Annotated in this window: 24 protein-coding genes; 10 read left to right on the top strand and 14 right to left on the bottom strand. The window is 67.2% G+C overall.

Features of this window, described 5'->3' with window-relative positions; all coding sequences use genetic code 11:
- Window positions 1–194 precede the first annotated feature (194 nt).
- The 3 genes from XcodCFBP4690_RS21080 to XcodCFBP4690_RS21070 are packed head-to-tail and all read right to left on the bottom strand — an operon-like array spanning window position 195 to window position 2,649.
- Window positions 195–875 carry an HAD family hydrolase gene (locus XcodCFBP4690_RS21080; protein WP_104544168.1) on the bottom strand — a complete coding sequence of 227 codons (681 nt, stop codon included), beginning with the start codon at window positions 873–875 and terminating at the stop codon, window positions 195–197.
- On the bottom strand, window positions 872–1,585 hold the full coding sequence (locus XcodCFBP4690_RS21075) for a pseudouridine synthase (protein ID WP_104544166.1): 714 nt from the start codon (window positions 1,583–1,585) through the stop codon (window positions 872–874). The genes XcodCFBP4690_RS21080 and XcodCFBP4690_RS21075 overlap by 4 nt, the downstream gene beginning before the upstream one ends.
- Window positions 1,582–2,649: a class I SAM-dependent methyltransferase gene (locus XcodCFBP4690_RS21070; protein WP_104544164.1), complete on the bottom strand. Its 1,068-nt coding sequence runs from the start codon at window positions 2,647–2,649 to the stop codon at window positions 1,582–1,584. The genes XcodCFBP4690_RS21075 and XcodCFBP4690_RS21070 overlap by 4 nt, the downstream gene beginning before the upstream one ends.
- 147 nt (window positions 2,650–2,796) lie before the next feature.
- Here XcodCFBP4690_RS21070 and XcodCFBP4690_RS21065 point away from each other — a divergent pair, with 147 nt between their 5' ends.
- Window positions 2,797–3,057 (top strand): hypothetical protein, encoded by a 261-nt coding sequence (locus tag XcodCFBP4690_RS21065; protein ID WP_104544162.1) that lies wholly within the window; start codon window positions 2,797–2,799, stop codon window positions 3,055–3,057.
- A 438-nt stretch (window positions 3,058–3,495) separates the two neighbouring features.
- Here the strand turns inward: XcodCFBP4690_RS21065 and XcodCFBP4690_RS21060 are convergent, their stop codons facing one another.
- From XcodCFBP4690_RS21060 to XcodCFBP4690_RS21040, 5 genes are all read right to left on the bottom strand, one after another.
- Window positions 3,496–4,833 carry a PQQ-dependent sugar dehydrogenase gene (locus XcodCFBP4690_RS21060; RefSeq protein ID WP_104544160.1) on the bottom strand — a complete coding sequence of 446 codons (1,338 nt, stop codon included), beginning with the start codon at window positions 4,831–4,833 and terminating at the stop codon, window positions 3,496–3,498.
- Between the two features lie 88 nt (window positions 4,834–4,921).
- On the bottom strand, window positions 4,922–5,230 hold the full coding sequence (locus XcodCFBP4690_RS21055) for a DUF3247 family protein (RefSeq protein WP_104544158.1): 309 nt from the start codon (window positions 5,228–5,230) through the stop codon (window positions 4,922–4,924).
- Between the two features lie 215 nt (window positions 5,231–5,445).
- Window positions 5,446–7,479 carry a hybrid sensor histidine kinase/response regulator gene (locus XcodCFBP4690_RS21050; protein WP_146091996.1) on the bottom strand — a complete coding sequence of 678 codons (2,034 nt, stop codon included), beginning with the start codon at window positions 7,477–7,479 and terminating at the stop codon, window positions 5,446–5,448.
- Between the two features lie 125 nt (window positions 7,480–7,604).
- Window positions 7,605–7,895, bottom strand: coding sequence for a hypothetical protein (locus XcodCFBP4690_RS21045; RefSeq protein WP_104544156.1), 291 nt, complete (start codon window positions 7,893–7,895; stop codon window positions 7,605–7,607).
- Complete coding sequence (locus XcodCFBP4690_RS21040; protein WP_167394741.1) at window positions 7,882–8,328, bottom strand: hypothetical protein; 447 nt, start codon at window positions 8,326–8,328, stop codon at window positions 7,882–7,884. The genes XcodCFBP4690_RS21045 and XcodCFBP4690_RS21040 overlap by 14 nt, the downstream gene beginning before the upstream one ends.
- Window positions 8,329–8,577: 249 nt before the next feature.
- Between XcodCFBP4690_RS21040 and XcodCFBP4690_RS21035 the strand changes: the two genes are divergently transcribed.
- The gene (locus XcodCFBP4690_RS21035) at window positions 8,578–9,153 is read left to right on the top strand and encodes a DUF3016 domain-containing protein (RefSeq protein WP_104544152.1); all 576 of its coding nucleotides are present in this window, start codon (window positions 8,578–8,580) and stop codon (window positions 9,151–9,153) included.
- Window positions 9,154–9,768: 615 nt separating this feature from the next.
- Here the strand turns inward: XcodCFBP4690_RS21035 and alr are convergent.
- The gene (gene alr, locus XcodCFBP4690_RS21030) at window positions 9,769–10,881 is read right to left on the bottom strand and encodes an alanine racemase (RefSeq protein WP_104544150.1); all 1,113 of its coding nucleotides are present in this window, start codon (window positions 10,879–10,881) and stop codon (window positions 9,769–9,771) included.
- The gene (locus XcodCFBP4690_RS21025; RefSeq protein ID WP_104544148.1) at window positions 10,881–12,170 is read right to left on the bottom strand and encodes a D-amino acid dehydrogenase; all 1,290 of its coding nucleotides are present in this window, start codon (window positions 12,168–12,170) and stop codon (window positions 10,881–10,883) included. The genes alr and XcodCFBP4690_RS21025 overlap by 1 nt, the downstream gene beginning before the upstream one ends.
- Before the next feature lie 147 nt (window positions 12,171–12,317).
- On the opposite strand from XcodCFBP4690_RS21025, the gene XcodCFBP4690_RS21020 reads away from it, so the two are divergent.
- On the top strand, window positions 12,318–12,797 hold the full coding sequence (locus XcodCFBP4690_RS21020) for an Lrp/AsnC ligand binding domain-containing protein (RefSeq protein WP_104544170.1): 480 nt from the start codon (window positions 12,318–12,320) through the stop codon (window positions 12,795–12,797).
- 304 nt (window positions 12,798–13,101) lie between these two features.
- Here the strand turns inward: XcodCFBP4690_RS21020 and XcodCFBP4690_RS21015 are convergent, their stop codons facing one another.
- Window positions 13,102–13,530: a hypothetical protein gene (locus tag XcodCFBP4690_RS21015; RefSeq protein ID WP_104544146.1), complete on the bottom strand. Its 429-nt coding sequence runs from the start codon at window positions 13,528–13,530 to the stop codon at window positions 13,102–13,104.
- A gap of 499 nt (window positions 13,531–14,029) precedes the next feature.
- Here XcodCFBP4690_RS21015 and msrB point away from each other — a divergent pair, with 499 nt between their 5' ends.
- The 6 genes from msrB (at window position 14,030) to XcodCFBP4690_RS20980 (ending at window position 18,445) form a co-directional block, all read left to right on the top strand.
- Window positions 14,030–14,494, top strand: coding sequence for a peptide-methionine (R)-S-oxide reductase MsrB (gene msrB, locus XcodCFBP4690_RS21005; protein ID WP_104544142.1), 465 nt, complete (start codon window positions 14,030–14,032; stop codon window positions 14,492–14,494).
- Window positions 14,495–14,725: 231 nt separating this feature from the next.
- On the top strand, window positions 14,726–15,193 hold the full coding sequence (locus tag XcodCFBP4690_RS21000; protein ID WP_104544140.1) for an MliC family protein: 468 nt from the start codon (window positions 14,726–14,728) through the stop codon (window positions 15,191–15,193).
- 97 nt (window positions 15,194–15,290) lie between these two features.
- A complete protein-coding gene (gene motA / locus XcodCFBP4690_RS20995) occupies window positions 15,291–16,145 on the top strand; it encodes a flagellar motor stator protein MotA (protein WP_008573335.1) in 855 nt (284 codons plus the stop codon).
- A 10-nt stretch (window positions 16,146–16,155) separates the two neighbouring features.
- On the top strand, window positions 16,156–17,313 hold the full coding sequence (gene motB, locus XcodCFBP4690_RS20990) for a flagellar motor protein MotB (RefSeq protein WP_104544138.1): 1,158 nt from the start codon (window positions 16,156–16,158) through the stop codon (window positions 17,311–17,313).
- 254 nt (window positions 17,314–17,567) lie between these two features.
- Window positions 17,568–18,152 carry a hypothetical protein gene (locus tag XcodCFBP4690_RS20985; RefSeq protein WP_104544136.1) on the top strand — a complete coding sequence of 195 codons (585 nt, stop codon included), beginning with the start codon at window positions 17,568–17,570 and terminating at the stop codon, window positions 18,150–18,152.
- Between the two features lie 8 nt (window positions 18,153–18,160).
- Window positions 18,161–18,445 (top strand): DUF4031 domain-containing protein, encoded by a 285-nt coding sequence (locus XcodCFBP4690_RS20980; protein ID WP_104544134.1) that lies wholly within the window; start codon window positions 18,161–18,163, stop codon window positions 18,443–18,445.
- 359 nt (window positions 18,446–18,804) lie between these two features.
- On the opposite strand, the gene XcodCFBP4690_RS20975 is transcribed toward XcodCFBP4690_RS20980, so the two are convergent.
- Entirely contained in the window at window positions 18,805–19,353 is a 549-nt protein-coding gene (locus tag XcodCFBP4690_RS20975; RefSeq protein ID WP_104544132.1) for a DUF6630 family protein, read from the bottom strand.
- A gap of 164 nt (window positions 19,354–19,517) precedes the next feature.
- On the opposite strand from XcodCFBP4690_RS20975, the gene XcodCFBP4690_RS20970 reads away from it, so the two are divergent.
- Entirely contained in the window at window positions 19,518–19,784 is a 267-nt protein-coding gene (locus XcodCFBP4690_RS20970) for a DUF3297 family protein (protein ID WP_104544130.1), read from the top strand.
- Between the two features lie 416 nt (window positions 19,785–20,200).
- Here the strand turns inward: XcodCFBP4690_RS20970 and XcodCFBP4690_RS20965 are convergent, their stop codons facing one another.
- Both XcodCFBP4690_RS20965 and XcodCFBP4690_RS20960 read right to left on the bottom strand, forming a co-directional pair.
- On the bottom strand, window positions 20,201–20,962 hold the full coding sequence (locus tag XcodCFBP4690_RS20965; RefSeq protein ID WP_104544128.1) for an ABC transporter permease: 762 nt from the start codon (window positions 20,960–20,962) through the stop codon (window positions 20,201–20,203).
- Window positions 20,959–21,903, bottom strand: a complete 945-nt coding sequence (locus tag XcodCFBP4690_RS20960; protein WP_104544126.1) for an ABC transporter ATP-binding protein — start codon at window positions 21,901–21,903, stop codon at window positions 20,959–20,961. The genes XcodCFBP4690_RS20965 and XcodCFBP4690_RS20960 overlap by 4 nt, the downstream gene beginning before the upstream one ends.
- Window positions 21,904–22,189: the final 286 nt, after the last annotated feature.

Genomic DNA, 22,189 nt, shown 5'->3' with positions numbered 1-22,189 from the left:
CGCGGTCACTCAGACCTGTGGGCTATCGGTCGACCACGCCGGCTCTCGACGCCTAATCTGGCAGATCGCCAAGAGATAAGGGGCTTTTTGCTCGTGCTCCGGTTGCCAGTGCGGATTGCTGCGCTTGGCAGGTCGCGTGGATTGGTCCGAGCGTTGCTTTTCACGATTGCGCTACGCGGACTCACGCTTCCACATCAGCCAGCCAGTTGCGCCTCCAGCAGGCGCTGCGCATCGCCCAGCGAGGGCAGGATGCGATGGCCGAGCGCGCGCACCATGGCATCGGGTTCGAGCAGGTCCGGGATCTGGATCGGCGTCATGCCGGCCGCCAGTGCGGCGCGCACGCCGGTGGGCGAGTCTTCCAGCACCAGGCAGTGCGCAGGGTCCACCGCCAGCGTGCGCGCAGCCAGCAGGTAGATGTCCGGTGCGGGCTTGGGATGCTGCACGTCGCTGGCCGTGCACACTGCCGCGAAGCGCCACAGCAGATCGGCCGCCTCCAGCTTGCGCAATGCCAACGGGCGCTGGGTGGAGGTGGCCACCGCACGTGGCATGCCCTGCGCGGCCAGGTAGTCCAGCAACGCGATGATGCCGGGCCGGTGCGGGATACCGCGTTCGACCACAGCGGCGTAAAGCGCTTGCGCGTGCGCCAGCATGCTGTCGGCAGCCGTGTCGCCGACCCGCTCGCCCAGCAACCGGCGGCAGGCCGCATCGCCGGTACCGACCATGCGTAGCCAGAACGCCGGCTCGATCTGCAGGCCCTGGTCGTCGGCGGCCTGCGCCAGGCAGGCGGTGATGGCGCGCTCGCTGTCGAGCATCAGGCCATCCATGTCGAAGATCACCGCCTGCGGGCGGAACGGCAACGGCGGGATCTGCGTCATGCGGCAGTTCCGCGGCCGAACAGCGCCTCCAGATCGGCCGCCTCCAGCGCGCGCCAGTGCCCGCACGGCAGCGCGTCCAGCGCCAACCCGCCGACGCGGCTGCGATGCAGGGCGACCACGTGATTGCCGGCGGCAGCGAACATGCGACGCACCTGATGGTAGCGGCCTTCGTGCAGGGTCAGCCGCGCCTGGCGTGGACCGGCCACCTCCAGTTCGGCAGGCAACAGCGGCTTGGTCTCGCCTTCCAGCAACAGCGTGCCACTGGAAAACAGCGCCGCCTCGTTGCCGCGCAGGTCCTCGGCCAGCGTGACCTCGTAGACCTTGTCCAGCGCGGACTTGGGCGAAATGATCCGGTGCAGCAGCGCGCCATCGTCGGTCATCAGCAGCATGCCGCTGGTGTCGCGGTCCAGCCGGCCCACCGGCGCCAGCACCGGTGCGCGCAGGCGGAAGCGCGGCGGCAGCAGCTCGTAGATCAGCCGGCCGGTGTCCTTGGTCGAACAGGTGTAGCCGCCGGGTTTATGCAGCAACAGGCTGAAGCCCGGCGGCGGATCGAGCGGTTCGCCATCGATGCGGATGGCGTCGTGCTCCACCTGATCGTCGGCATACAGCACCTCGCCCTGCGCGTCGGTGATGGCGCCCTGGCGGAACAGCTGGGTCACCTGCTTGCGGCTGCCGTAGCCCAGGTTGGCGATGTGCTTGACCAGCTTCATGCGCGCGCTCCACGGCCACGGGTGGCGGCGATCAGCTTGAAGCCGTCGCGCTCGGCGGCCACGCGCACCTGGCCGAAACTCTCGTTGAGGATCTGTTCGTAGGGCAGATGCCGGTTGGCCACCAGCAACAGCTGCCCACCCGCACGCAGCGCCTGCGCGGCCACGGCGATGAAGCGCTGCCCGATGTCGGGGCGATCGGCGCGCGACGGCGTGTGGAAGGGCGGGTTGCTGACGATGAAGTCGTACTGCGCCGCCAGCCCGGCGGTGACGTCGCGCCAGTGGTAGTGCAGCTGCGCCGAATGCGGGGTGTTCTGCAGGTTGCGCCGCGCCAACTCCAGCGCGCGCGCCTCCGCTTCGTACAGATCTAACGCAGTGACCTTGGGGCAACGCGCCAGCACTTCGGCCGACAGGTAACCGAAGCCCGCCCCCAGGTCGGCGCCATGCCCTGCCAGCGTGGGCGGCAGGTGCTCGACCAGCAGTGCCGATGCCGGATCGATGCGATCCCAGGCGAACACACCGGGGCGGCTCAGGAAGCGGCCATCGAGGATCTTGCGCGGCGCATCCAGCGCCGCCCAGCGCGCCTGCAGCGCGGCATCGGTAGCGGCCGGCAGCGGTGCGGTCCAGTAGGTGCGGCAGTGGTACTTGGTCAGGCTGCCGCCCAGACCGCTGAGCTGGCGCAGATCGGCCTCGCCGGAGCGCGCGCCCTCGTTGTTGGACTGGCAGGCCACCACGCGTCCGCCCGGCGCGGTCAATGCCACTGCGCGCGCAAACAGCGCGCGCGCCTCGTCGCGCTGCCGCGGCGGCAATACCAGTACCAGCGCGTAGCGGGTGCTATCGGCCTCGATCTCGCGCTCTTCGCGCACCTGCCAGCCGCTGTGCTCCAGCGCCTGCGCGAACGGGCGAAAGCTCTGTTCGCAGATCAGCGTGTCGGCGGCGGCATGTTCGCGCAGCGCAACACCGTCGCGGGCACGCAGGAACAGCACCGGACCTTGCGGCCATGGCAGCGCGCCTTGGGCGAACGGCAGGAACAGGGCTTGAAGCGGGGCATCGTGCGGGCCAGCCATCGGATCGTCGGGTCGGGAACGGGCCGCCATTGTAAGGGACCGCTGCCGGCCGCCCGCGGCAGCCCTTCCAAGGCGTATACGGACTATTGATGCCCACGCAACATCCGCCCGCCTAGGCTGGAATCACGCCCACACCGGAGATACGCGATGCGAGCCCTGTTCGTAGGTGGAGTCGTCGACAACAGCGAGATGGATCTGGACGACACCCCGCCCCCGCTGCATTACCCCGAAAACACCGGCGCCGGTCGACCTCGCTATCGCCTGCACCAGGTTGGCGAACGCGAAGATGGCAGCGTGGCCTATGCGGTCTACGGTGCGCCGGAGATGGCCGACGACGACATCAGCCGCATCACCGAAGAACGTGGCTATGCGCGCCGGTTCAGCGCGTCACCGGAGGCACCGCGCTGAGCAGATGCGCTGTTGGACGCAAGCCTTGAAGCGTCTGACATCAAGGGTGTCGATGTAACGGCAGCCTAGAAACTCGCCAGCGTGTGTCTGAGCGATCGCCGGCATGCCGACGTCAACGAAGACCGGGCATAGGCCCGGTTTTTCGTGGGCGTCACGCAGGCTCTGTTGGCACGGACGATTCCGTCAGATGCACCATCAGGACGATGGGCGGATACGCCCAATGCACGCCTGTGTTGTTGGAGATCGCGCATGCTGCGTAAGGGGTCAGGTCCAGCAAGGCTCATCCTGCTGAAGGCTTCCAGCCTGCGCGCGCCCCTCATCCGCCCCGCCCCTGCAGCGCACCGTCTCCCCATGAAGGAGGACAGTGTCCTGGTGGGAGAAGGATTCGCTCTATGGAGACTTGCAACTGCCTGCCTGCGCGGCCAACTGTCCACAGGTTCAGCGCGTCTTCGGCGTCACCCGCCAGATCACATTTCCCACATCGTCGGCCACCAGCAAGGCGCCGCTGTTGTCGAAGGTCACGCCCACCGGACGCCCCTGCGCATTGCCTTCGGCATCCAGAAACCCATCCAGCACGGTGATCGGCGTTCCGTTGGGCTTGCCGCCGGCAAACGGCACGAACAGCACCTTGTAGCCGCTGGGCGGGTCGCGATTCCACGAGCCGTGCTGGCCGATGAAGGCGCCCTGGCGGAAGCGCTCCGGCAGCAGCGTACTGCTGGCAAAGCTCAGCCCCAGCGAGGCGGTATGCGGGCCCAGCGCATAGTCCGGCTTGATGGCCTTGGCCACCAGCTCGGCATTCTGCGGCTGGACCCGCTCGTCCACATGTTGCCCGTAATAGCTGTAGGGCCAGCCATAGAAGCCGCCATCGCGTACCGAGGTCAGGTAGTCCGGCACCAGATCGCTGCCGATCTCGTCGCGTTCGTTGACCACCACCCACAACGACTTGCTCTGCGGCTCCCATGCGGTGCCCACCGGGTTGCGCAGGCCGCTGGCGAAGACGCGGCTGCTGCCGGTGGCCGGGTCGATCTCCAGGATGGCGGCGCGATTGAGCTCGGCTTCCATGCCGTTTTCGGCCACGTTGCTGTTGGACCCCACGCCGACATACAGCTTGCTGCCATCGGCGCTGGCCAGCAGCGACTTGGTCCAGTGATGGTTCAAGCCGCCGGGCAGATTGGCCACGAAGGTGGGCTTGGCGGTGATGTGGGTATCGCCAGGCGTGTACGGGAAGCTCACCAGCGCATCGGCATTGGCCACGTAGAACCGGTCGCCCACCAAGGCCATGCCGAACGGCGAATACAGCCCAGTGACGAATTGCGTGCGCACTTCGGCCACGCCGTCGCCATCGGCATCGCGCAACAAGGTGATGCGATTGGCGCTGGGCACCACCGCGCCGGCCTTCTTCATCACCGCGCCCTGTACTTTCTTGCGCAAACCGCCGCCGCTGTCGGCATTTTCAGGCTTGGGCGGCTCGGCGGTTTCGGCCACCAGCACATCGCCATTGGGCAGCACGTACAGCCAGCGTGGGTGGTCCAGGTCGCGCGCGAATGCGCCGACCTGCAGATCGTCGGCGGCCATCGGCTTTGCGTTGTCCGCCCAGCGCTTGACCGGCGCGATCTTGACTGTGGGGATCAAGCGCTTCACTGGCTCGGGCAGCTGCGGGTTCGGTCCGGTTCCCTGTTCGATGGCCAAGGTGGCGGTATCGCCGCAACCGCCCAGCAAAGCGATGACCATCAGCGACAACGGCCAGCGAGCGAACGTGGACACGGGTGCATTCATTGCGGAAAGTTCCTGAACCGTTTCGACAGCCGGTCATCATGCCGAGAACGGATTGGGGAGAAGTAAACGTGTCGTCAAGACGCGTGTGTCAGGCAACCGGGTGCGGATCTGCGCCCGGTGGCAGCGGATGCATGGCCACGATGCGGTCCATCCAGATCCAATGCGGCTCTTGCGAAGCATCCAGTTGATCCAGACGCAGCTGGCCATTGAGGCCTTCATTGTCGCTGTCGTCGAGATAGGTCTGGATGCTGGGGCGCACCGCGACGGTGCCGCTCAGCAGGCTGCCGTCGTCGAGCTCCACCCGCACCCGCTCCTGACCGCCGAGCAGGGACACCCAATGCTCCAGGGTGGCGATCTGCACCTGTTCGGTATACACGTGGGGGGCATACTTGGGCATCGGAGGACTCCATTGGCGCGGTGCCTCACGCTAGGCCAGCGAGCGTGAACGACACAGCAAACCTGGCCGATACCGGAACCACCTGCCACCGCCTCAGCGCAAGGCGTCATGCCGCACGCGCCCGGCCACCCTGAGGCCATGCATTGCCACCGCCACAGGGCCAACGCGTGACGGCAGCGCTATCGCGCCCACCTCATGCCCTGCCATGAGCTTGCTTACTCGGCGGCTTCGCGTGCCGCGCGCACGGCGGTGACCAGCTGCGCCACGCTGTACGGCTTGGCCAGATGTTCCTGGAAACCGGAATCCAGCGCGCGCTTGCGGTCGTCATCGCGCGCCAGGGCGGTGACTGCCACGGCCGGTAGTACACGCGCATCCAGGCCCAGGTTGTCGCGCACGGTGCGGATCAAACCGTAGCCATCCATGCCGGGCATGCCGATATCGGTCAGCATCACGTCGAAACGTGCATGACCACGATGATCGATCAAGGCCAGCGCATCGGTTGCACTGCCGGCAGTCACCACCTCGGCGCCTTGTTCTTCGAGCAGACGGCGCAGGTAATCGAGCATGTCCGGCTGATCTTCCACCGCCAGCAGGCGCAGGCCCATGAGTGCACGCGCTTCGACGATCTGCTCGGACATCAGGCGGCGGCGCAGCTCGCGCCGCGGACGCTTGCCCTGGTCGGGCATGTGCTCGGGCAGGCGCACGGTGAAGGTGGCGCCCTTGCCGCGGCCGCCGCTGGTGGCGCCGACCTGGCCGCCATGCATCTCCACCAGCTGCTGCACGATCGCCAGGCCCAGGCCCAGCCCGCCATGCTGGCGCGTGGTGGTGCCGTCGGCCTGGCGGAAGCGACCGAACAGGTGCGGCAGGAATTCGGCAGCGATGCCATCGCCGGAATCGCGCACGGCCACCAGCAGATGGCCGTCGTCGCGCTCGATGCTGACGTCGATGCGGCCGTGCGCCGGGGTGAACTTGATCGCGTTGGAGAGCAGGTTCCACAGCACCTGCTGCAGGCGCGTGGCATCGCCCAGCACCAGGCACGGCGTGGACGGCGCATGCAGCTGCAGGATCTGGTCCTTGCCTTCGGCGGCCAGTTCCTGGGTATTGAGCGCTTCGCGCACCTGCTCGACCAGATCCAGCGATTCGACTTCCAGCTGCACCTTGCCCAGCAACATGCTGCTCAGATCGAGCATGTCCGAGATCAGCCGCTTCTGCGCGCGTGCGCTGCTGGCGATCACCGACAGGCCCTTGTAGTTGGCATGCCCTTCCTCGACCCGCTGCAGCAACAACTCGCTCCAGCCCAGGATCGTGGTCAGCGGGGTGCGCAACTCGTGCGACAAGGTGGCCAGGAACTCGTCCTTCAGCCGCGCCATGCTCTCGGCTTCGTTGCGCGCGCTGCGCTCGGATTCGAGCAGCTGCTCGCGCGCCAGTTCGATCTCGCGCTGCTCGGTCACGTCCGGGCTGCTGCCGGCCAGGCCGATGAAGCGCCCGTCGGCCGAATAGCGCGGCGTGGCGGTCATCTCGATCCAGCGCCACTGGCCATCGTGGCGACGCGCCCGCACCAGCGCACGCAGCCCGCGCTGCTCTTCCAGCGCGGCAGACAGCTCGAACTGGAAGATCGGCAGGTCGTCCGGATGCAGCAAATCGCTCCACGCCGACACCGTGCCGCTGGAGATATCCAGGCCGAAGAATTCGCCGTAGGCGCTGTTGACGAAGCGCACCACGCCCTGCGCATCGAGCACCCACACCGGCATCGGCAGGCCGTCGGCCAGCGCGCTGAAACGCGCCTCGCTTTCGGCCAGCTCGCGCTCCACCCGCTTGCGCTCGGTGATGTCCATGAACAGCACCGCTACCCGCGCCTGTTCCGGCTGCCCGACCCGAAACGCATCCACCGAATACCAGCGGCGCAGCGCCTTGGCCTGCATTTCGAAATGGATGCGGTTGCCGGTGCGGGCCACCTGCCCGTAGCGGTCGAACCATTCCTGCTCATGCTCAGGCAGCATGTCGCGGATGGACACATTCAGTGCGTTAGACAACCCGGTGTAGCGCTCGAAGGCGCCGTTGGTCGTACGGATGATGTAGTCGACCGCCTGGTCGCCGTCGAACACCAGATCGATGACGCAGAAACCGGCATCGATATTGTGAAAGATCTCGTGGTACATCCCCGAGTCGAGGAAGGGCTCGGCGATGGCGGCCGGCGATGCGGCAGCCAGATCGGGACTGGGGCTGGGAGTGCTCAAATCGGTTACCACGGATACTGCCGGAGCGGATGACGGGCAGATGAAACCATGCCCGATGTCGTCAGCGGGTGCACAGGCAGACGACAGCGATCACGGATCGGTCACCTGCGGCCAGGAACCGCGCTGTGTCCGAAGCATCACCACAAGGTCGCGGCGGCCAGGGCGATGCAGCTCCCCAGCACCACGATGCCGGCGACCACCCCGCGAAACACCCACTCCCCTTCGCGGCGCAGCTGCTCGTCCATCCAGCGCTGGGCCTCCTCGCGCCAGGCGGTGGAACGCGCGTAGTCGGCATCCAGCAACAGCAGGCGAACCCGCGACAAGCCCAGTTCGGCGCATTCGCTACGGCACCGCTGGCTGAAGCCATCCGCGGTGGTGGCGACCTGGGCAGCGAGGGGCAACTCCAGCTCGAGCTCATGCCTGGACATAACGGGGGCGCTCCTGATCAAGCTCGTGTTCCAGCGCCATGCGCGCCAGTTGGGTGTAATTGGCACGCGGTCCCTGCCCGCGGCCGGTGAGCATCCCCTGGTAGTCCAGGTCCTGCCAGACCCGCCCGGTCCATTCGACGCAGTCCTCGGCGATGACCAACATCAGCGAATAGCGATAGTCCAGGCCGGTGGCGGCGGTGTAGGCATAAACTGGCGGAAACTGCACTGCCACATCGACCTGGCGTGCCAGTGCCGCCAGATGGTCGCGCAAGGCGTCCCGCGGGTCGCTGCCTGGGTCCAGCCGCAGCGTGCGCGTGGCCAGATCCAGGTCCACCTCGCTCTGCAGGGCGACAAAGGCGGCGGCTCCGGTCACGGGATTGTGGCCATGCTGCTTTGCCCAGTCGATGAACTGCAGGCGCACGTCCGCCGGCATGTGCGCCGGCGCCGAAGAAGCTGACTTTGTGCGGTAAGAGTGGGTGTCCATGTCGTTGATCTTCCGGGCTATCCCGTGAAGCGCAGGCGCAGGCGCAGTGAACCCGCCGTCACGGCGTCCACCGGCGCGAATTAACCGGGCGGCAACGCTGTGCCGGCCCGGTCGCCACACGCGTTGCGGGCATGCCGACGCGCCCCCACACTGCAGTGACACACGGTACGCGACGTACCTCACGCCTGGAGGCTTTCCATGAAACGTTCCAGTGTTTCCGGCGCCGGCCTGTTGCTGGCAGGGTTGCTTGTCGCCACCGGCGTCCAGGCCCGCGTACGCAACGTCACCGACCCGCAGGCGCCGCGCGCGCTGTCCAGCGATGGCAAGGTGGATGTGCGCTGGACCGACCCGGCCGCGTTTTCCGATCTGCGCTTCAGCGGCAATCGATGGGAAGCACAGCGTGGCGATTGGGTCACCCAGTTGGCCACCCACTTCCAGCAAAGCGCCGCGCGCCAGCTGCCCGAAGGCCAGCATCTGAGCGTGACCATCACCGATATCCGCCGCGCCGGCCAGTACGAGCCCTGGCATGGCCCGCGCCTGCAGGACGTGCGCGTGGTCAAGGACATCTACCCACCGCGCCTGAGTTTCACCTATACGCTCACCGCGGCCGATGGCCGGGTGATCGACCAGGGCGAACGCAGGCTGGTGGACGCGGCGTTCCTGATGAACGGCCCACGCCTGACCGATACCGACCCGTTGCGCTATGAAAAGGCGATGATCGACGACTGGGTGCGCAAGCAGTTCCGTGGCGACCGCAGTACCGCGGGGTTGTAGGCGGCGCTAAGCCCCTCTCCCAGCGGGGCGAGAAGGCACAGCTTGCGCGCCACTGGCGTGCGTGCCTTTGAGCGCCCGCGCCGCAAGCGCGGGCCGGGGGCGCAGAGCGGGGGTTGGGGTGAAGGTACGGGGCGAAGCCCTCGCTACGTCCAACCGCATGAGGCCACGCACGCACCCTCATCCGGCGCTGCGCGCCACCTTCTCCCCCACGAAGGAGGACAATGTCCCGCTGGAAGAAGGACAACGCCCCTCTCCTGCGGGAGAGGGGTTGGGGTGAGGGTACGGGGCGAAGCCCTCGCAACGTTCAACCGGATGACGCTACGCACGCACCCTCATCCGGCGCTGCGCGCCACCTTCTCCCCCATGAAGGAGGACAATGTCCCGCTGGGAGAAGGACAACGCCCCTCTCCTGCGGGAGAGGAGTTGGGGTGAGGGTACGGGGCGAAGCCATCGCTACGTTTAACCGGATGACGCTACGCACGCACCCTCATCCGGCGCTGCGCGCCACCTTCTCCCCCATGTAAGGAGGACACTGTCCCGCTGGGAGAAGGACAACGCCCCTCTCCTGCGGGAGAGGGGTTGGGGTGAGGGTACGAGGCGAAGCCCTCGCAACGTTCAACCGGATGACGCTGCGCACGCACCCTCATCCGGCGCCGCTCCGTCCACATAGACGCGCGGCACCCGCTTCAGGCCACACAGCAGCTGATACGCGCTGACGTTGCAGTGCGCGGCCAGGGTGCCAGGCCGTGGGGCGTCGCCCCACAGTTGCACCGGCGTGCCGATATCCGCTTGCGGATGATCGGTCAGATCCACCGTGAGCATGTCCATGGAAACCCGCCCGATCAGCGGGCAGACCTGGCCGTCCACCAGCACCGGCGTGCCATTGGGCGCGAACTGCGGATAGCCGTCGGCGTAGCCCATCGCCACCACGCCCACGCGGGTTGGCCGCTGCGCCACGAAGCGGGCCCCGTAGCCCACCGGTTCGCCGGCCGGCAGGTCGCGCACCGAGATGATCCGCGAGCGCAGCGTCATCACCGGGCGCAGCTGCGCCGTCAGCTCGGTGTCGTGCGGGAACGGGTTGGCGCCGTACAGCATCAGTCCCGGGCGCGACCAGTCGTTGCGCAGTGCCGGCCAGCCGAGCAGGCCGGGCGAATTGCGGATGCTGGTTTCCGCGCGCATGCCGCCGGCGGTGAGTGCGAAGGCCACCGCCTGTTCGTCGGTGCGGCTGCACTCCAGTTCGTCGGCGCGCGCCAGGTGGGTCATCAACACCACCGAGGCGATCTGCGGCAGTCCGTGCAGGCGCAGCCAGGCGGCGCGGAAATCCTCCGGCGACAGGCCGAGCCGGTGCATGCCGCTGTCCAGCTTCAGCCAGATGCGCAGCGGCCGCGGGCTCTGGAAGTCGGCCAGCGCGCGCACCTGCTGCGGGGTGGACACCACCGTCCAAAGATCGTGCTCGGCGATCAGGGCCAGCTCGTCCTGCTCGAAGAAACCTTCCAGCAGCAGGATCGGCGCAGCGATGCCGGCCTGGCGCAGTTCCAGTGCTTCTTCGATGCAGGCCACCGCAAAGCCGTCGGCTTCCGGCTCCAGCGCCTGCGCGCAGCGCACCGCACCGTGGCCATAGGCATCGGCCTTGACCACCGCCAGCGCCTTGCTGCCACCCAGCCGTTTGGCCAGTCGATAGTTGTGACGCAACGCGTCCAGGTCGATCAACGCTTGCGCAGGACGCACTACGCGGCCTCCCGCTGCGGGCGCGCGCTGCGCGGGGACAGGTAGCGGAACACGTCCAGCCCCTCGGTATCGATCTCCGGCGTGCGGCCCTGCATCAGGTCGGCCAGGTAACGTCCGGAGCCGCAGGCCATGGTCCAGCCCAGCGTGCCGTGGCCGGTATTGAGGAACAGGTTGGCGAACGGGGTGGCCCCCACCACCGGGGTGCCGTCCGGCGTGGCCGGGCGCAGACCGGTCCAGAATTCGGCATTGGCCAGGTCGCCGCCGCCGGGATACAGGTCGTTGACCACCATTTCCAGGGTGGCGCGCCGGCGCGGATTCAGCGACAGGTCGAACCCGGCCACCTCGGCCATGCCGCCCACGCGGATGCGGTCGTCGAAGCGGGTCAGCGCGATCTTGTAGCTCTCGTCCAGCACCGTGGAGGTCGGTGCGCGCTGCGCATCGCGGATCGGAATCGTCAGCGAATAGCCCTTCAGCGGGTAGACCGGCAGGTGCAGGCCGAGCGAGAGCAGCATGTCGGCCGAATAGCTGCCCAGCGCCAGCACGTAGCGGTCGGCGGTCTCGATGCGGCCATCGATCTGCACGCCGGTGATCTCACCCCCAGCATGCTGCAGCCGCTCGATCTGCTGTCCATAGCGGAACTGCACCCCGGCCTGCGCGGCCAGCCCCGCCAGGCGCTGGGTGAACAGCCGGCAGTCGCCGGTCTGGTCCTCGGGCAGGCGCAGCGCGCCGGCCATCTGCGCACCGCCACCGGCCAGGCCGGGTTCGTACTGGGCGATCTGCGCCGGGCTCAGCAGCTCGTACGGCACCCCGTATTGCGCCAGCACCTCGATGTCCTGCGCAGCGGCGTCCAGCTGCTGCTGGGTGCGGAACAGCTGGGTGGTGCCAAGCTGGCGGCCTTCGAATTCGATGCCGGTTTCGGCACGCAATGCATTGAGGCAGTCGCGGCTGTAGTCGGACATGCGCACCATGCGCGCCTTGTTCACCGCATACCGTTCGGCGGTGCAGTTGCGCAGCATCTGGCTCAGCCACGCCAGCTGGCGCAGGTCGCGGGTGGGGCGGATCGACAGCGGCGCGTGCTGTTCGAACAGCCACTTCACCGCCTTGCCGGGCACGCCGGGCGCGGCCCACGGCGAGGTGTAGCCAAACGACAGCTGGCCGGCGTTGGCGTAGCTGGTCTCCAGCGCCGCTGCCGGTTGGCGGTCGATGACGGTGACCTCGCAGCCGGCCTGGGCCAGATACCAGGCGCTGGTGGTGCCGATGACGCCACTACCGAGAATGAGCACCCGCATGTCGCTCTCCTGAAAGGGTATTCCCCCACAACCAGACGCAGTGGGAGACAGTTAGCCGCAGTATATTGCGATCCAGGCAGTGCGATTTCTGGAATCGGGCCGCCGTTGCAGTGAAACTTCCTGCCAAACCTTGTGGAGACCAAGCCCATGACCACCCGCGCGCGCGAACTGGACAAGATCGACCGCAAGATCCTGCGCATCCTGCAGCAGGAGGGGCGCATTTCCTTCACCGAACTCGGCGAACGCGTCGGTCTTTCGACCACGCCGTGCACCGAGCGCGTACGCCGCCTGGAGCGCGATGGCGCCATCACCGGCTACTACGCGCGACTGGACCCGCACTATCTCAAGGCCAGCCTGCTGGTGTTCGTGGAGATCAGCCTGGCCTACAAGTCCGGCGACATCTTCGAGGAATTCCGCCGCGCCGCGCTGAAGCTGCCCAACGTGCTCGAGTGCCACCTGGTTTCCGGCGATTTCGACTACCTGCTCAAGGCGCGCATCAGCGAGATGGCCTCCTACCGCAAGCTGCTCGGCAGCACCCTGCTGACCTTGCCGCATGTGCGCGAATCCAAGAGTTACATCGTGATGGAAGAGGTCAAGGAGACGTTGGCGTTGCCGATCGAGGGCTGAGATTCGGGATTCGGGATTCGGGATTCGGGATTCGGGATTCGGGATTCGGGATTGGGGATTGGGGATTGGGGATTGGGGATTGGCGGATGGTGCGTTGCGGGTCGCAGCGGTTGCGATGCTTGCCGGCAGGGGCTGGGGCAAGGGGATGGCTGGAACCGGCTGCGTTTGGCGACACCTGATCGTTGTCGGGAGACCGGTGGCCACCATTGCGCCGCGCGGGCAAGTTCGTCGATTGAATGCCACTGGGCGCTGCACCGAGGCGCCGCAGCGTGGCGGACGGTTGCGTGTGGCTGGCAGCGCGGGTTCAGCGCACCACGCGCATGCCATCGCCGGCCGGCACTGCGTCGTAGTAGCGCCCGGTCTTGGTATCCAGCACCCGGTTGGGACCGGCTGGCTGCATGCCCTGCAGCAGCCGGCCATTGCGGTCATAGACCATCGGCGTGGCCGTGGGCACCTGGCTGCCGGCCGGGGCAAGCGGCGTTGCCGCCGGGCCACGTGCGGGAATGCTGGGTGCGGCCGGGCGCTGGCTCAGCTGGGAAGGCACCGGGCTCAAGGCATTGGACGGCTGCAGCGCACGGGGGGGCGCCACCTTGGGTTGCGACGGTGCCGGGGTGGCGATGGGCTGCAAGGTATTGGACGAGCGCGTGCTGGTGGCCGACTGCGCCGGCGCCGCGCCAGCCAAGCCGAGCAGGCCGCACAGCAACACGCCGCGTATCGAGGAATGGATCGCCATGACAGGCACCGTGAGTGATCGTGTGTGGTTGATGGATGGGGGCGCATCCAGGCGGCGGCAATGCAGGCGACCCACCGCAGGATGAACGCTTTCGTTAGGCATGGTGGTTTCGCCCCGTGCCTTCACCCCAACCCCGCTCCGCGCCCGGCCCGCGCTTGCGGCGCGGGCGCTGCAAGGCACGCGCGCCAGTGGCGCGCAAGCTGTGCCTTCTCGCCCCGCGAGGAAAGGGGCTCTGTTGCGTGCTGCGATGGACGTGGCTGCAGTCCGGTTGCCGTCGTTGCACGAATGAACCGGTCCCTCCTTCTTCCCCTGGGATATTGCCCCCTTCATGGGGGAGAAGGTGGCGCGCAGCGCCGGATGAGGGTACGTGCGAAGTCTCGGACTCTCCGGTCGCAGGCATGAGGTCCTGAACACGTCGAAGCGGTTGAACCACCCACCCCGCGCCCACATCACAGGGGAAGACGCCGGCACGCCGCCAGCGCGCGTATGCGAGAGCCCTATGAGCCAGTTCGACCTCACCCCGCCCTCCCCCGCCCAGCGCGAGGCCCTGATTGCCGGGCTCAGCGCCGAGGAACGACGCGTGCTGCTGCAGCATGGCACCGAGGCGCCGTTCTGCGGGGTGTTCCTGGACAACAAGCTGGAGGGCGTCTACACCTGCCGCCTGTGCGGGTTGCCGCTGTTCCGCTCCAGCGCCAAGTTCGACTCCGGCACCGGCTGGCCGAGCTTCTTCGCGCCCTACGCTGCCGCGCACGTGCGCGAGATCCGCGATACCAGCTACGGCATGATCCGCACCGAGATCGTCTGCGCGCGCTGCGACAGCCATCTGGGCCATGTGTTCCCGGATGGCCCGCCACCGACCGGCGAGCGCCATTGCCTCAACTCGGTGTCGCTAGGTTTCACCGAACACGGCCAGCCGCTGCCCAACCCGCTGCAGCGCGACGGTGTCGAGGCGCAACCGGCCTGACATCGGCGCGGCTGCCCGGCCTGGGACGGCGCGGAGCCGGGCGCGAAGGCGTCCAGGCGCAGTTGCGCGGGCTGGCCCGGGTGGCGCAGCGCCGGCAGGATGGTCGCTGGCGCAGGCAGTATCAGGCCGGCACGCCGGCCCGTCGGATGCCATGTTCCGTTCTGATCGCCGCCACCCCGGCGGCGGTCACATCCAGGCAGGAGTATGCAGATGCACACGTCCTCCCCCCTGATGCTCGCCGGCCTGCTGGCCGCTGCCCTCGCCGGTTGCAGCGCAGGCGACCCGCCGCCCGCGGCGCGGACGCCCGGCCCCGCGGACGCGCCGCCCGCCGCCTCCGACAGCGGCTCCACCCGCCTGCCTCCGGCCGGCACCGACGCCAGCGTGACCGGCCCGCTGCCGCGCTCCGGCCAGACGCCGGCACCGGCCGCGTCCGCAGGCCCGTCCCTTCCCGCCCAGGCGGTGGCCTGGCGCTGCGACCAGCGCACGGTCACCACCCGTTTCGATCCGGCCACCGATGCCATCCAGCTGACCCTGGAAGACCGCACGCTGATACTGCTCAGTGCCCAGGCGGCCTCCGGCGCGCGGTTTGCCGATGCCCAGGGCAACCAGTTCTGGGAACATGCCGGCGAAGCGACGCTGTCGCTGGCCGGCGGCGAGGCGGTCAAGTGCGTGCATGAGGCCGCCACGACAATCGGCTGAGTGTTCAGCTACAGCGCACATCTTCACGCCGTGCGCTTCAAGAATCGGCCGCGCAAGCCGAAACCACTAGCAACCCAAGTTTGCTCCCGGCTGCGCCATGCTCATCATCGTTGGCTTCATTGTCGTCATCGTCAGCGTCCTCGGCGGCTACGTGCTGTCGCATGGAAAGCTGGGCGCGTTGTGGCAGCCCTACGAGCTGATGATCATTGGTGGCGCGGCGCTGGGCGCGTTCCTGGTCAGCACGCCGGGCAAGATCGTCAAGGAAACGCTCAGCGGCATCATGGGCGTGTTCAAGGGCCCGCAATACAAGTCCGAGGACTACAAGGACACCCTGAGCCTGATCTACGAGCTGTTGAACAAGGCCCGCCGCGACGGCTTCATGGCACTGGAAGACCATGTCGAAAAGCCGCAGGACAGCACCATCTTCGGCAACTATCCCAAGGTCGTGGCCGACCATCACCTGCTGGACTTCATCACCGACTGCCTGCGCCTGATGATCGGCAGCAACATCGAGCCGCACGAGCTGGAACCGCTGCTCGAACTGGAACTGGAAAAACACCACCACGAAGCCCTGGCGCCGTCGCATGCGCTGAGCAAGGTGTCCGACGGCCTGCCCGGCTTCGGCATCGTGGCTGCGGTGCTCGGCATCGTGATCACCATGGGCTCGATCGGCGGCCCGATCGAGGAGATCGGCCACCACGTCGGCGCCGCGCTGGTCGGCACCTTCCTCGGCATCCTGCTGGCGTATGGCTTCGTGTCGCCGTTGTCGGCGGCGATGGAAGCGCGTGCCGAGCAGGACGGGCGCATCTACGAGGCGGTCAAGACCGCGCTGCTGGCCTGCCTGCGCGGCTACAACCCGAAGATCGCGCTGGAATTCGCCCGCAAGACCCTGCCCTCCAATGTGCGTCCGAGCTTCGGCGATTTCGAAACGCACCTGAAGACGATCAAGTAGGACCGCGGTCATGGCCGAGGGCAAATCCACCGTCATCATCCGACGGGTCAAGAAGGTGCAGGGCGGCGGCCATCACGGCGGCGCCTGGAAGGTGGCCTTTGCCGACTTCGTGACCGCGATGATGGCCTTCTTCCTGGTGCTGTGGCTGATGGCGGCCACCACTAAGGAACAGCGTGCGGCGATCTCCGAATACTTCCGCAACCCCAGCCCCTTGTCCGGGAAATCGCCGGCGCCCTCGCCCGGCATGAACGGGCCCGGCGGCGCCAGCACCTCGATGATCAAACTCGGCGGCACCGCCGACATGGTCAAGGGGCAGAAGGACGAGATGGGCCGCAAGCGCGACAACGCGGCCGACACCGATGTGGACAGCCGCGCCAAGGACAAAAAGCGCCTGGAAGCGCTGATGCAGGACCTGAAGGAAGCCATCGACAAGAGCCAGGCGCTGGAGCCGTTCAAGGACCAGTTGCTGCTGGATCTCACCCCCGATGGCCTGCGCATCCAGATCGTGGACAAGCAGAACCGCCCGATGTTCGATATCGGCCGCGATCAGCTCAAGCCGTACACGGTGGACATCCTGCGCGAGCTGGCCAGCTTCATCAACCAGGTGCCCAACCACATCAGCATCACCGGCCATACCGATACCACCGCCTACAGCAGCGATGCCGGCTACACCAACTGGGAACTCAGCGCCGACCGCGCCAATTCCGCACGGCGCGCGCTGGTGGGCGGCGGCATGTCCGATGCCAAGGTCACCCGCGTGGTGGGCCTGTCCTCGTCGGTCCTGTTCGACAAGAGCAACCCGCAGAATCCGGTGAACCGCCGCATCAGCATCGTGGTGATGACCCAGGATGCCGAGCAGGCCGCGCTGGCCGGCGCCGGCCAGGGCGTGGCGCTGGGCAAGCCGATTCCGGATGCGGACACCCATGTGCCCGACCTCAGCGGCGCGGCGGCCACCGGCACCGCAACCGTGGGCAAGCCCGCAGACGACGCCGTGCCGACCGCAACCGCCCCGGCACCGGCGGCGACGGCCGCCGCCACGCCGCGTCCTGCCGCCCCGCGGGTGTCCACCAGCGCCCAGGTGGCCTCGGCCGCCGCGCTTGCCAGGGCCGCCGAAGCGGCCGTGGCCGCGCCGCGGGTGGCGGTGGAAGGCTCACCGTCGGCACAGTAAGCCTTCGGCGCGGCGGCTGGTGCAGCCACTGAGGCGCCTGCCTTGCCCGTCGGCCGTGGCTGGCGGCAGATGCCAGCCGGGCGTACTCGGTTGGTGACCACATCGGATCCAGACCGAACCGGTGCCGCGGTCGCGATGATCGGCCGCGCCGGTGCTGCCTCGATCCGGGCGCTGCTGCGCGCGCACGCACCCCCTCATCGCATCGTGCGGCGCACGCTCTAGAATGGCCGGCCATTCCCAGCGTCGAGAACACCGTGTCCCGCAATTCCAAGGCCAAGCGCGACAAGCGCAAGAAGCAGCAGCCCAAGCGCCCCTTCGTCCGTCTGGGCCAGGCGCCCCAGGTCGTCAACCATGCCGTGCTGCAGGACGCCGAAGGGCGCGTCGTGGCCGCCATCGGCCTGCAGGGCGGCAGCGAGTGGATGCTGTCGATCGGCGGCCAGACCATGGGCAGCGCCGACAACCCGGTGCCGATGCTGGCCATGCTCAAGCACCTGGCCAACCTGCAGGAAGCCGAAGGCAAGACCATCTCGCTGGACTATTCGACCCAGCTGCAGCAGATGATCGACGACCTGGCCGCCGACGAAGGCCAGACCGCCGAGGAATACCTGACCAAGCTGGTGTCCGAGTTCCAGAACGCCGAGGCCGATGAGGACGGCGACGAAGACGCCGAAGGCGAGGCAGGCGACGACGGCAGCGAGGCCGTGGCCGACACCACCGCTGGCGAGGACGCAGGCAGCGACGCCGAAGACGCCGGCGACAACGCCGCCGAGGAAGCCACGGACGAGGCCAGCGACGACAGCGCCGGCAAGAAGCCCAAGACCTCCAAGAAGAAGGCCTGACCCGGCCGATGGCCGTCTACGTCGACGATGCGGTGCACCTGTGGCGCGACCAGCGCTGGGCGCACCTGCTCGGCGACACCCTGGACGAGCTGCATGCCATGGCGGCGCGGTTGGGCATCCCCCGCCGCGCCTTCCAGAACAAGCTCAGCGGCGCGCACTACGACGTACCCGCCCCGCTGCGCGCCAAGGCGATCGCCCTGGGCGCCATCGCCATTTCCCGCCACACCGACCGCGCACGGCTCAAGGCGTTGATTGCCAACGCGCGGGCGCAGGCGCGGGGTGAGGTGCCTTGACTACCGGGATTGGGAAATCGGGATTCGGGATTCGCTGAAGCCGGCGTTCGCGCGGCTGGCGGCATGCCTGCGCGATGGGCGTAGCGTCCAGGCGCAATCTTTGGCAAGCGATCGGATGGAAACCTTTTGGTAGATCGTTGGCCATGGCACGACTGCCATGGCAGGCTACGGCACAGCAATGACGTGCGCCCCATGATCGTGACCACTGCAGATTCCACCAACGCGCTGGGGTGTTACTGCAATGGCACCGTCGAGCAGTTACGTCTATCTACTTGCAACCAGAGCGGGGCGCACGCAATACCGACTGCAGCAAACGTCGGGATCCGCCCTTGCGAATCCCCACTCCCCACTCCCGTCGCTCAGAACGCCTCGTTCCCCAGCCGCACCTCGACCCCGAGCAACGAGGTCAGTGCCAGCATGGCGTCGTCGTCGCGGCTGAGCGCGATCCAGCCAGCGTAGGCATCGCCGCCGGTGTTCCAGTTCCACAGCGAATAGCCGTGCTCGCGCAGGCGATCGAAGGCTACCGCCATCAGGTCGGGCACGTCGAGATTGCTGGCGAAGTCTTCGTCGTCCAGGTCGCCGCCCCAGTCGATACGCAGGTTCCAGCGCGCGCTGAGCTCGTCGATGGCGGCAATGAACGAGTCGGTGTCCTTCCAGTCGACATAGAAGCCCGAGCGCCAGTCGATGACGTCCTTCAGCGTCCACAGCCAGGCGTCGTCGCCGTCGTCGTCTGCCTCGGCCTGCGCTTCGCGCCAGGCATCGAACTGACCCAAGGCGGTGTCTTCGTCGCCGGGGTTGATCAGCACCAGCAGGTTCCAGACCCGCGCCGGATGGTCGTCGACATCGTCCTGGTCGGATTCGGGCGACAGGCCTTCGTCGTCTTCGTAATCGGCACTGTTGTCGGGCATCACTGTCTCGCTCGGGAATTGCAGATGCGCAGTGTGAGGCCTGACGGGCCGCAAGCAAACCGGCCGCCGCGTACATCTGCGATGGCGGGGCTGGCCTTCCCGGCGCAGGCCCGTATCCTGTGCGGCCGAAGACCGCCATCCCGGCCGGTCATGATGCCTTCCCCATGAGCGATACCCCTCCCGATCACCTGGCCATCGACGCCCGCAGCCCGTTCCACGATGCCGATGCCCTCAACCGCGGCGTCGGCGTGCGCTTCAACGGTGTCGAACGCGACAACGTGGAGGAGTACTCGGTCAGCGAAGGCTGGATCAAGGTGCAGGTGGGCAAGGCCCGCGACCGCCGCGGCAACCCGATGACGATGAAGGTCAAGGGCGAGGTGGTGGCCTACTTCCTGGACACCAAGCACGACGCTAAGCCTGCTGCCGAGTAAGAGCGGCTGACCCAACGACTTCCTGCTGTCCCATTGCAGAGCTGCTGAGCGGCGAGTTTGCTGCAGGGTGCTTTGCCCGCCCACCATCGCGGGACACGCTGCGAGCACGTCCTTGCAAGCTCTTACGCGGCATCCATGCCGCGTAAGGTCCCGCGACGGTAGGCGGGCAAGCACCTGTCGAGAGTGTCGGTCCGCAGGGCTTAAGCAAAGCAACCGACCACTTTTCTAGCGCGGTGCCCTCGCCGCTTGCGGGACCGTGTGGCGGCATGGATGCCGCCACCGAGCCTACAGGGACGTACTTGCGGCGTGTCCCGCGAGCGGTGAGGTCACCGCGCTCTCGACCCGCTCAACGTTCAACCTGGACCTCTGGCCGCATCCACCAAACTGCGGCCGACAAAAACCACTGCCTTCACCACTCAAGCCTTGAGCCGATAGCCACTGCGGAAGATCGTCGCCACCACGCCCAGGCACACCAGCAGGAACAGGAACGTCATGCCGGTACTCACCGCGATATGCACATCGGCCTTGCCGTAGAAACTCCAGCGGAACCCGCTGATCAGGTACACCACCGGATTGAACAGGGTGACCTTCTGCCACAGCGGCGGCAGCATGTTGATCGAATAGAAGCTGCCGCCCAGGAAGGTCAGCGGCGTCACCACCATCAGCGGAATCACCTGCAGCTTCTCGAAGCCATCGGCCCAGATGCCGATGATGAAACCGAACAGGCTGAAGGTCAGCGCGGTGAGCACCAGAAAGCCCAGCATCCACACCGGGTGGGCGATCTCGTAGGGCACGAACAGCCGCGCGGTGAGCAGGATCAACAACCCCAGCATCACCGACTTGGTCGCCGCCGCACCCACGTAGCCGATCACGATCTCCCACCATGCCACCGGCGCGGACAGCACCTCGTAGATCGTGCCGGCCCAGCGCGGCATGTAGATGCCGAACGAGGCGTTGGAGATGCTTTCGTTGAGCAGCGACAGCATCACCAGGCCGGGGATGATGTAGGCACCGTAGCTGATGCCGTCGATATCGCCCATGCGCGAGCCGATCGCCGCACCGAACACCACGAAGTACAACGAGGTCGACAGCACCGGCGAGGCGATCGACTGGGTGAGCGTGCGGAACGCGCGCGCCATTTCGAAACGGTAGATCGCGGCGATCGCATGCAGGTTCATGCGCGCACCTGCGCATTGCGTGCGCCATGCACGAGATTGACGAAGATCTCTTCCAGCGAACTCTCGCTGGAATGCAGGTCCTTGAAATCGATTCCGTGCTCGTTGAGCCGTCGCAGCAACGCGCCGATGCCGGTCTGCTCGGCCTGCGTATCGAAGGTGTAGATCAGGCTGTTGCCATCGGCCGCCAGTTCCAGCGGCAGGTCCGCCAGCGTGGCGGGCACTGCCTGCAGCGGCGATTGCAGGCTCAAGGTCAGCTGTTTCTTGCCGAGCTTGCGCATCAGGGTGTGCTTGTCTTCCACCAGCACCAGCTCGCCGCGATTGATCACCCCGACGCGGTCGGCCATGTCTTCGGCCTCTTCGATGTAATGGGTGGTCAGGATGATGGTGGTGCCCTGCTCGCGCAGGCGGCGCACCATCTGCCACATGTCGTGGCGCAGTTCCACGTCCACCCCGGCGGTGGGCTCATCCAGGAACAGGATGCGCGGCTCGTGCGCCAGCGCCTTGGCGATCAGCACGCGCCGCTTCATGCCGCCGGAGAGCGTGGAGATCTTGCTGTTGCGTTTTTCCCACAGCGACAGCTCGCGCAGGATGGTTTCCAGGTACTGCGGGTTGGCCGGCTTGCCGAACAGCCCGCGGCTGAAACGTACCGTGGCCCACACCGTTTCGAACGCATCGGTGGCCAGCTCCTGCGGCACCAGCCCGATGCTGGCACGCGCGGCGCGGTAGTCGCGCACGATGTCGTGGCCGTCGGCCAGCACGGTACCGGTGCTGGGGTTGATCAGCCCGCAGACGATGCTGATCAAGGTGGTCTTGCCGGCACCGTTGGGGCCGAGTAGCGCGAAGATCTCCCCGCGCTGGATCTGCAGATCCACCTGCTTGAGCGCCTGGAAACCTCCGGCGTAGGTCTTGCTCACTCCCTGGATGGACACGATGGGCGTCATGGGCTGTGCACGGCAACGATGAGCGCCACAGGGTAGGCCGCGTGCCGTGACGATGGGAGGGGGTCTGGTGGGATGGTGTCTCCCGCGCCGGGATTTGCCTGTTGCCTGGTGCTTTGTGTCTGGTGGACAACAAGACCCACAGGCTGCGCGTCGCGCCCGCTCGAGGGCTAAGATGCTCAAATCCTGGTGGCGCACGCTGTCGTAGATACCGTCTTGCCCCTCACCTGGCAAGGGCTTTCTGTGGGTCAAATGCGGTGCCCGATTTGAGGACGCCATAGACCAGATG

It is taken from the genome of Xanthomonas codiaei, from assembly GCF_002939785.1.
GTDB classification, from domain to species: domain Bacteria; phylum Pseudomonadota; class Gammaproteobacteria; order Xanthomonadales; family Xanthomonadaceae; genus Xanthomonas; species Xanthomonas codiaei.
This window is presented reverse-complemented; position numbering and strand designations above follow the sequence as displayed.

Coding starts and splice junctions, on each gene's coding strand:
- XcodCFBP4690_RS21080 (WP_104544168.1), bottom strand. CDS start 875: ATGACGCAGATCCCGCCGTTGCCGTTCCGCCCGCAGGCGGTGATCTTC.
- XcodCFBP4690_RS21075 (WP_104544166.1), bottom strand. CDS start 1,585: ATGAAGCTGGTCAAGCACATCGCCAACCTGGGCTACGGCAGCCGCAAG.
- XcodCFBP4690_RS21070 (WP_104544164.1), bottom strand. CDS start 2,649: ATGGCTGGCCCGCACGATGCCCCGCTTCAAGCCCTGTTCCTGCCGTTC.
- XcodCFBP4690_RS21065 (WP_104544162.1), top strand. CDS start 2,797: ATGCGAGCCCTGTTCGTAGGTGGAGTCGTCGACAACAGCGAGATGGAT.
- XcodCFBP4690_RS21060 (WP_104544160.1), bottom strand. CDS start 4,833: ATGAATGCACCCGTGTCCACGTTCGCTCGCTGGCCGTTGTCGCTGATG.
- XcodCFBP4690_RS21055 (WP_104544158.1), bottom strand. CDS start 5,230: ATGCCCAAGTATGCCCCCCACGTGTATACCGAACAGGTGCAGATCGCC.
- XcodCFBP4690_RS21045 (WP_104544156.1), bottom strand. CDS start 7,895: ATGTCCAGGCATGAGCTCGAGCTGGAGTTGCCCCTCGCTGCCCAGGTC.
- XcodCFBP4690_RS21040 (WP_167394741.1), bottom strand. CDS start 8,328: ATGCCGGCGGACGTGCGCCTGCAGTTCATCGACTGGGCAAAGCAGCAT.
- XcodCFBP4690_RS21035 (WP_104544152.1), top strand. CDS start 8,578: ATGAAACGTTCCAGTGTTTCCGGCGCCGGCCTGTTGCTGGCAGGGTTG.
- XcodCFBP4690_RS21025 (WP_104544148.1), bottom strand. CDS start 12,170: ATGCGGGTGCTCATTCTCGGTAGTGGCGTCATCGGCACCACCAGCGCC.
- XcodCFBP4690_RS21020 (WP_104544170.1), top strand. CDS start 12,318: ATGACCACCCGCGCGCGCGAACTGGACAAGATCGACCGCAAGATCCTG.
- XcodCFBP4690_RS21015 (WP_104544146.1), bottom strand. CDS start 13,530: ATGGCGATCCATTCCTCGATACGCGGCGTGTTGCTGTGCGGCCTGCTC.
- msrB (WP_104544142.1), top strand. CDS start 14,030: ATGAGCCAGTTCGACCTCACCCCGCCCTCCCCCGCCCAGCGCGAGGCC.
- XcodCFBP4690_RS21000 (WP_104544140.1), top strand. CDS start 14,726: ATGCTCGCCGGCCTGCTGGCCGCTGCCCTCGCCGGTTGCAGCGCAGGC.
- motA (WP_008573335.1), top strand. CDS start 15,291: ATGCTCATCATCGTTGGCTTCATTGTCGTCATCGTCAGCGTCCTCGGC.
- motB (WP_104544138.1), top strand. CDS start 16,156: ATGGCCGAGGGCAAATCCACCGTCATCATCCGACGGGTCAAGAAGGTG.
- XcodCFBP4690_RS20980 (WP_104544134.1), top strand. CDS start 18,161: ATGGCCGTCTACGTCGACGATGCGGTGCACCTGTGGCGCGACCAGCGC.
- XcodCFBP4690_RS20975 (WP_104544132.1), bottom strand. CDS start 19,353: ATGCCCGACAACAGTGCCGATTACGAAGACGACGAAGGCCTGTCGCCC.
- XcodCFBP4690_RS20970 (WP_104544130.1), top strand. CDS start 19,518: ATGAGCGATACCCCTCCCGATCACCTGGCCATCGACGCCCGCAGCCCG.
- XcodCFBP4690_RS20965 (WP_104544128.1), bottom strand. CDS start 20,962: ATGAACCTGCATGCGATCGCCGCGATCTACCGTTTCGAAATGGCGCGC.
- XcodCFBP4690_RS20960 (WP_104544126.1), bottom strand. CDS start 21,903: ATGACGCCCATCGTGTCCATCCAGGGAGTGAGCAAGACCTACGCCGGA.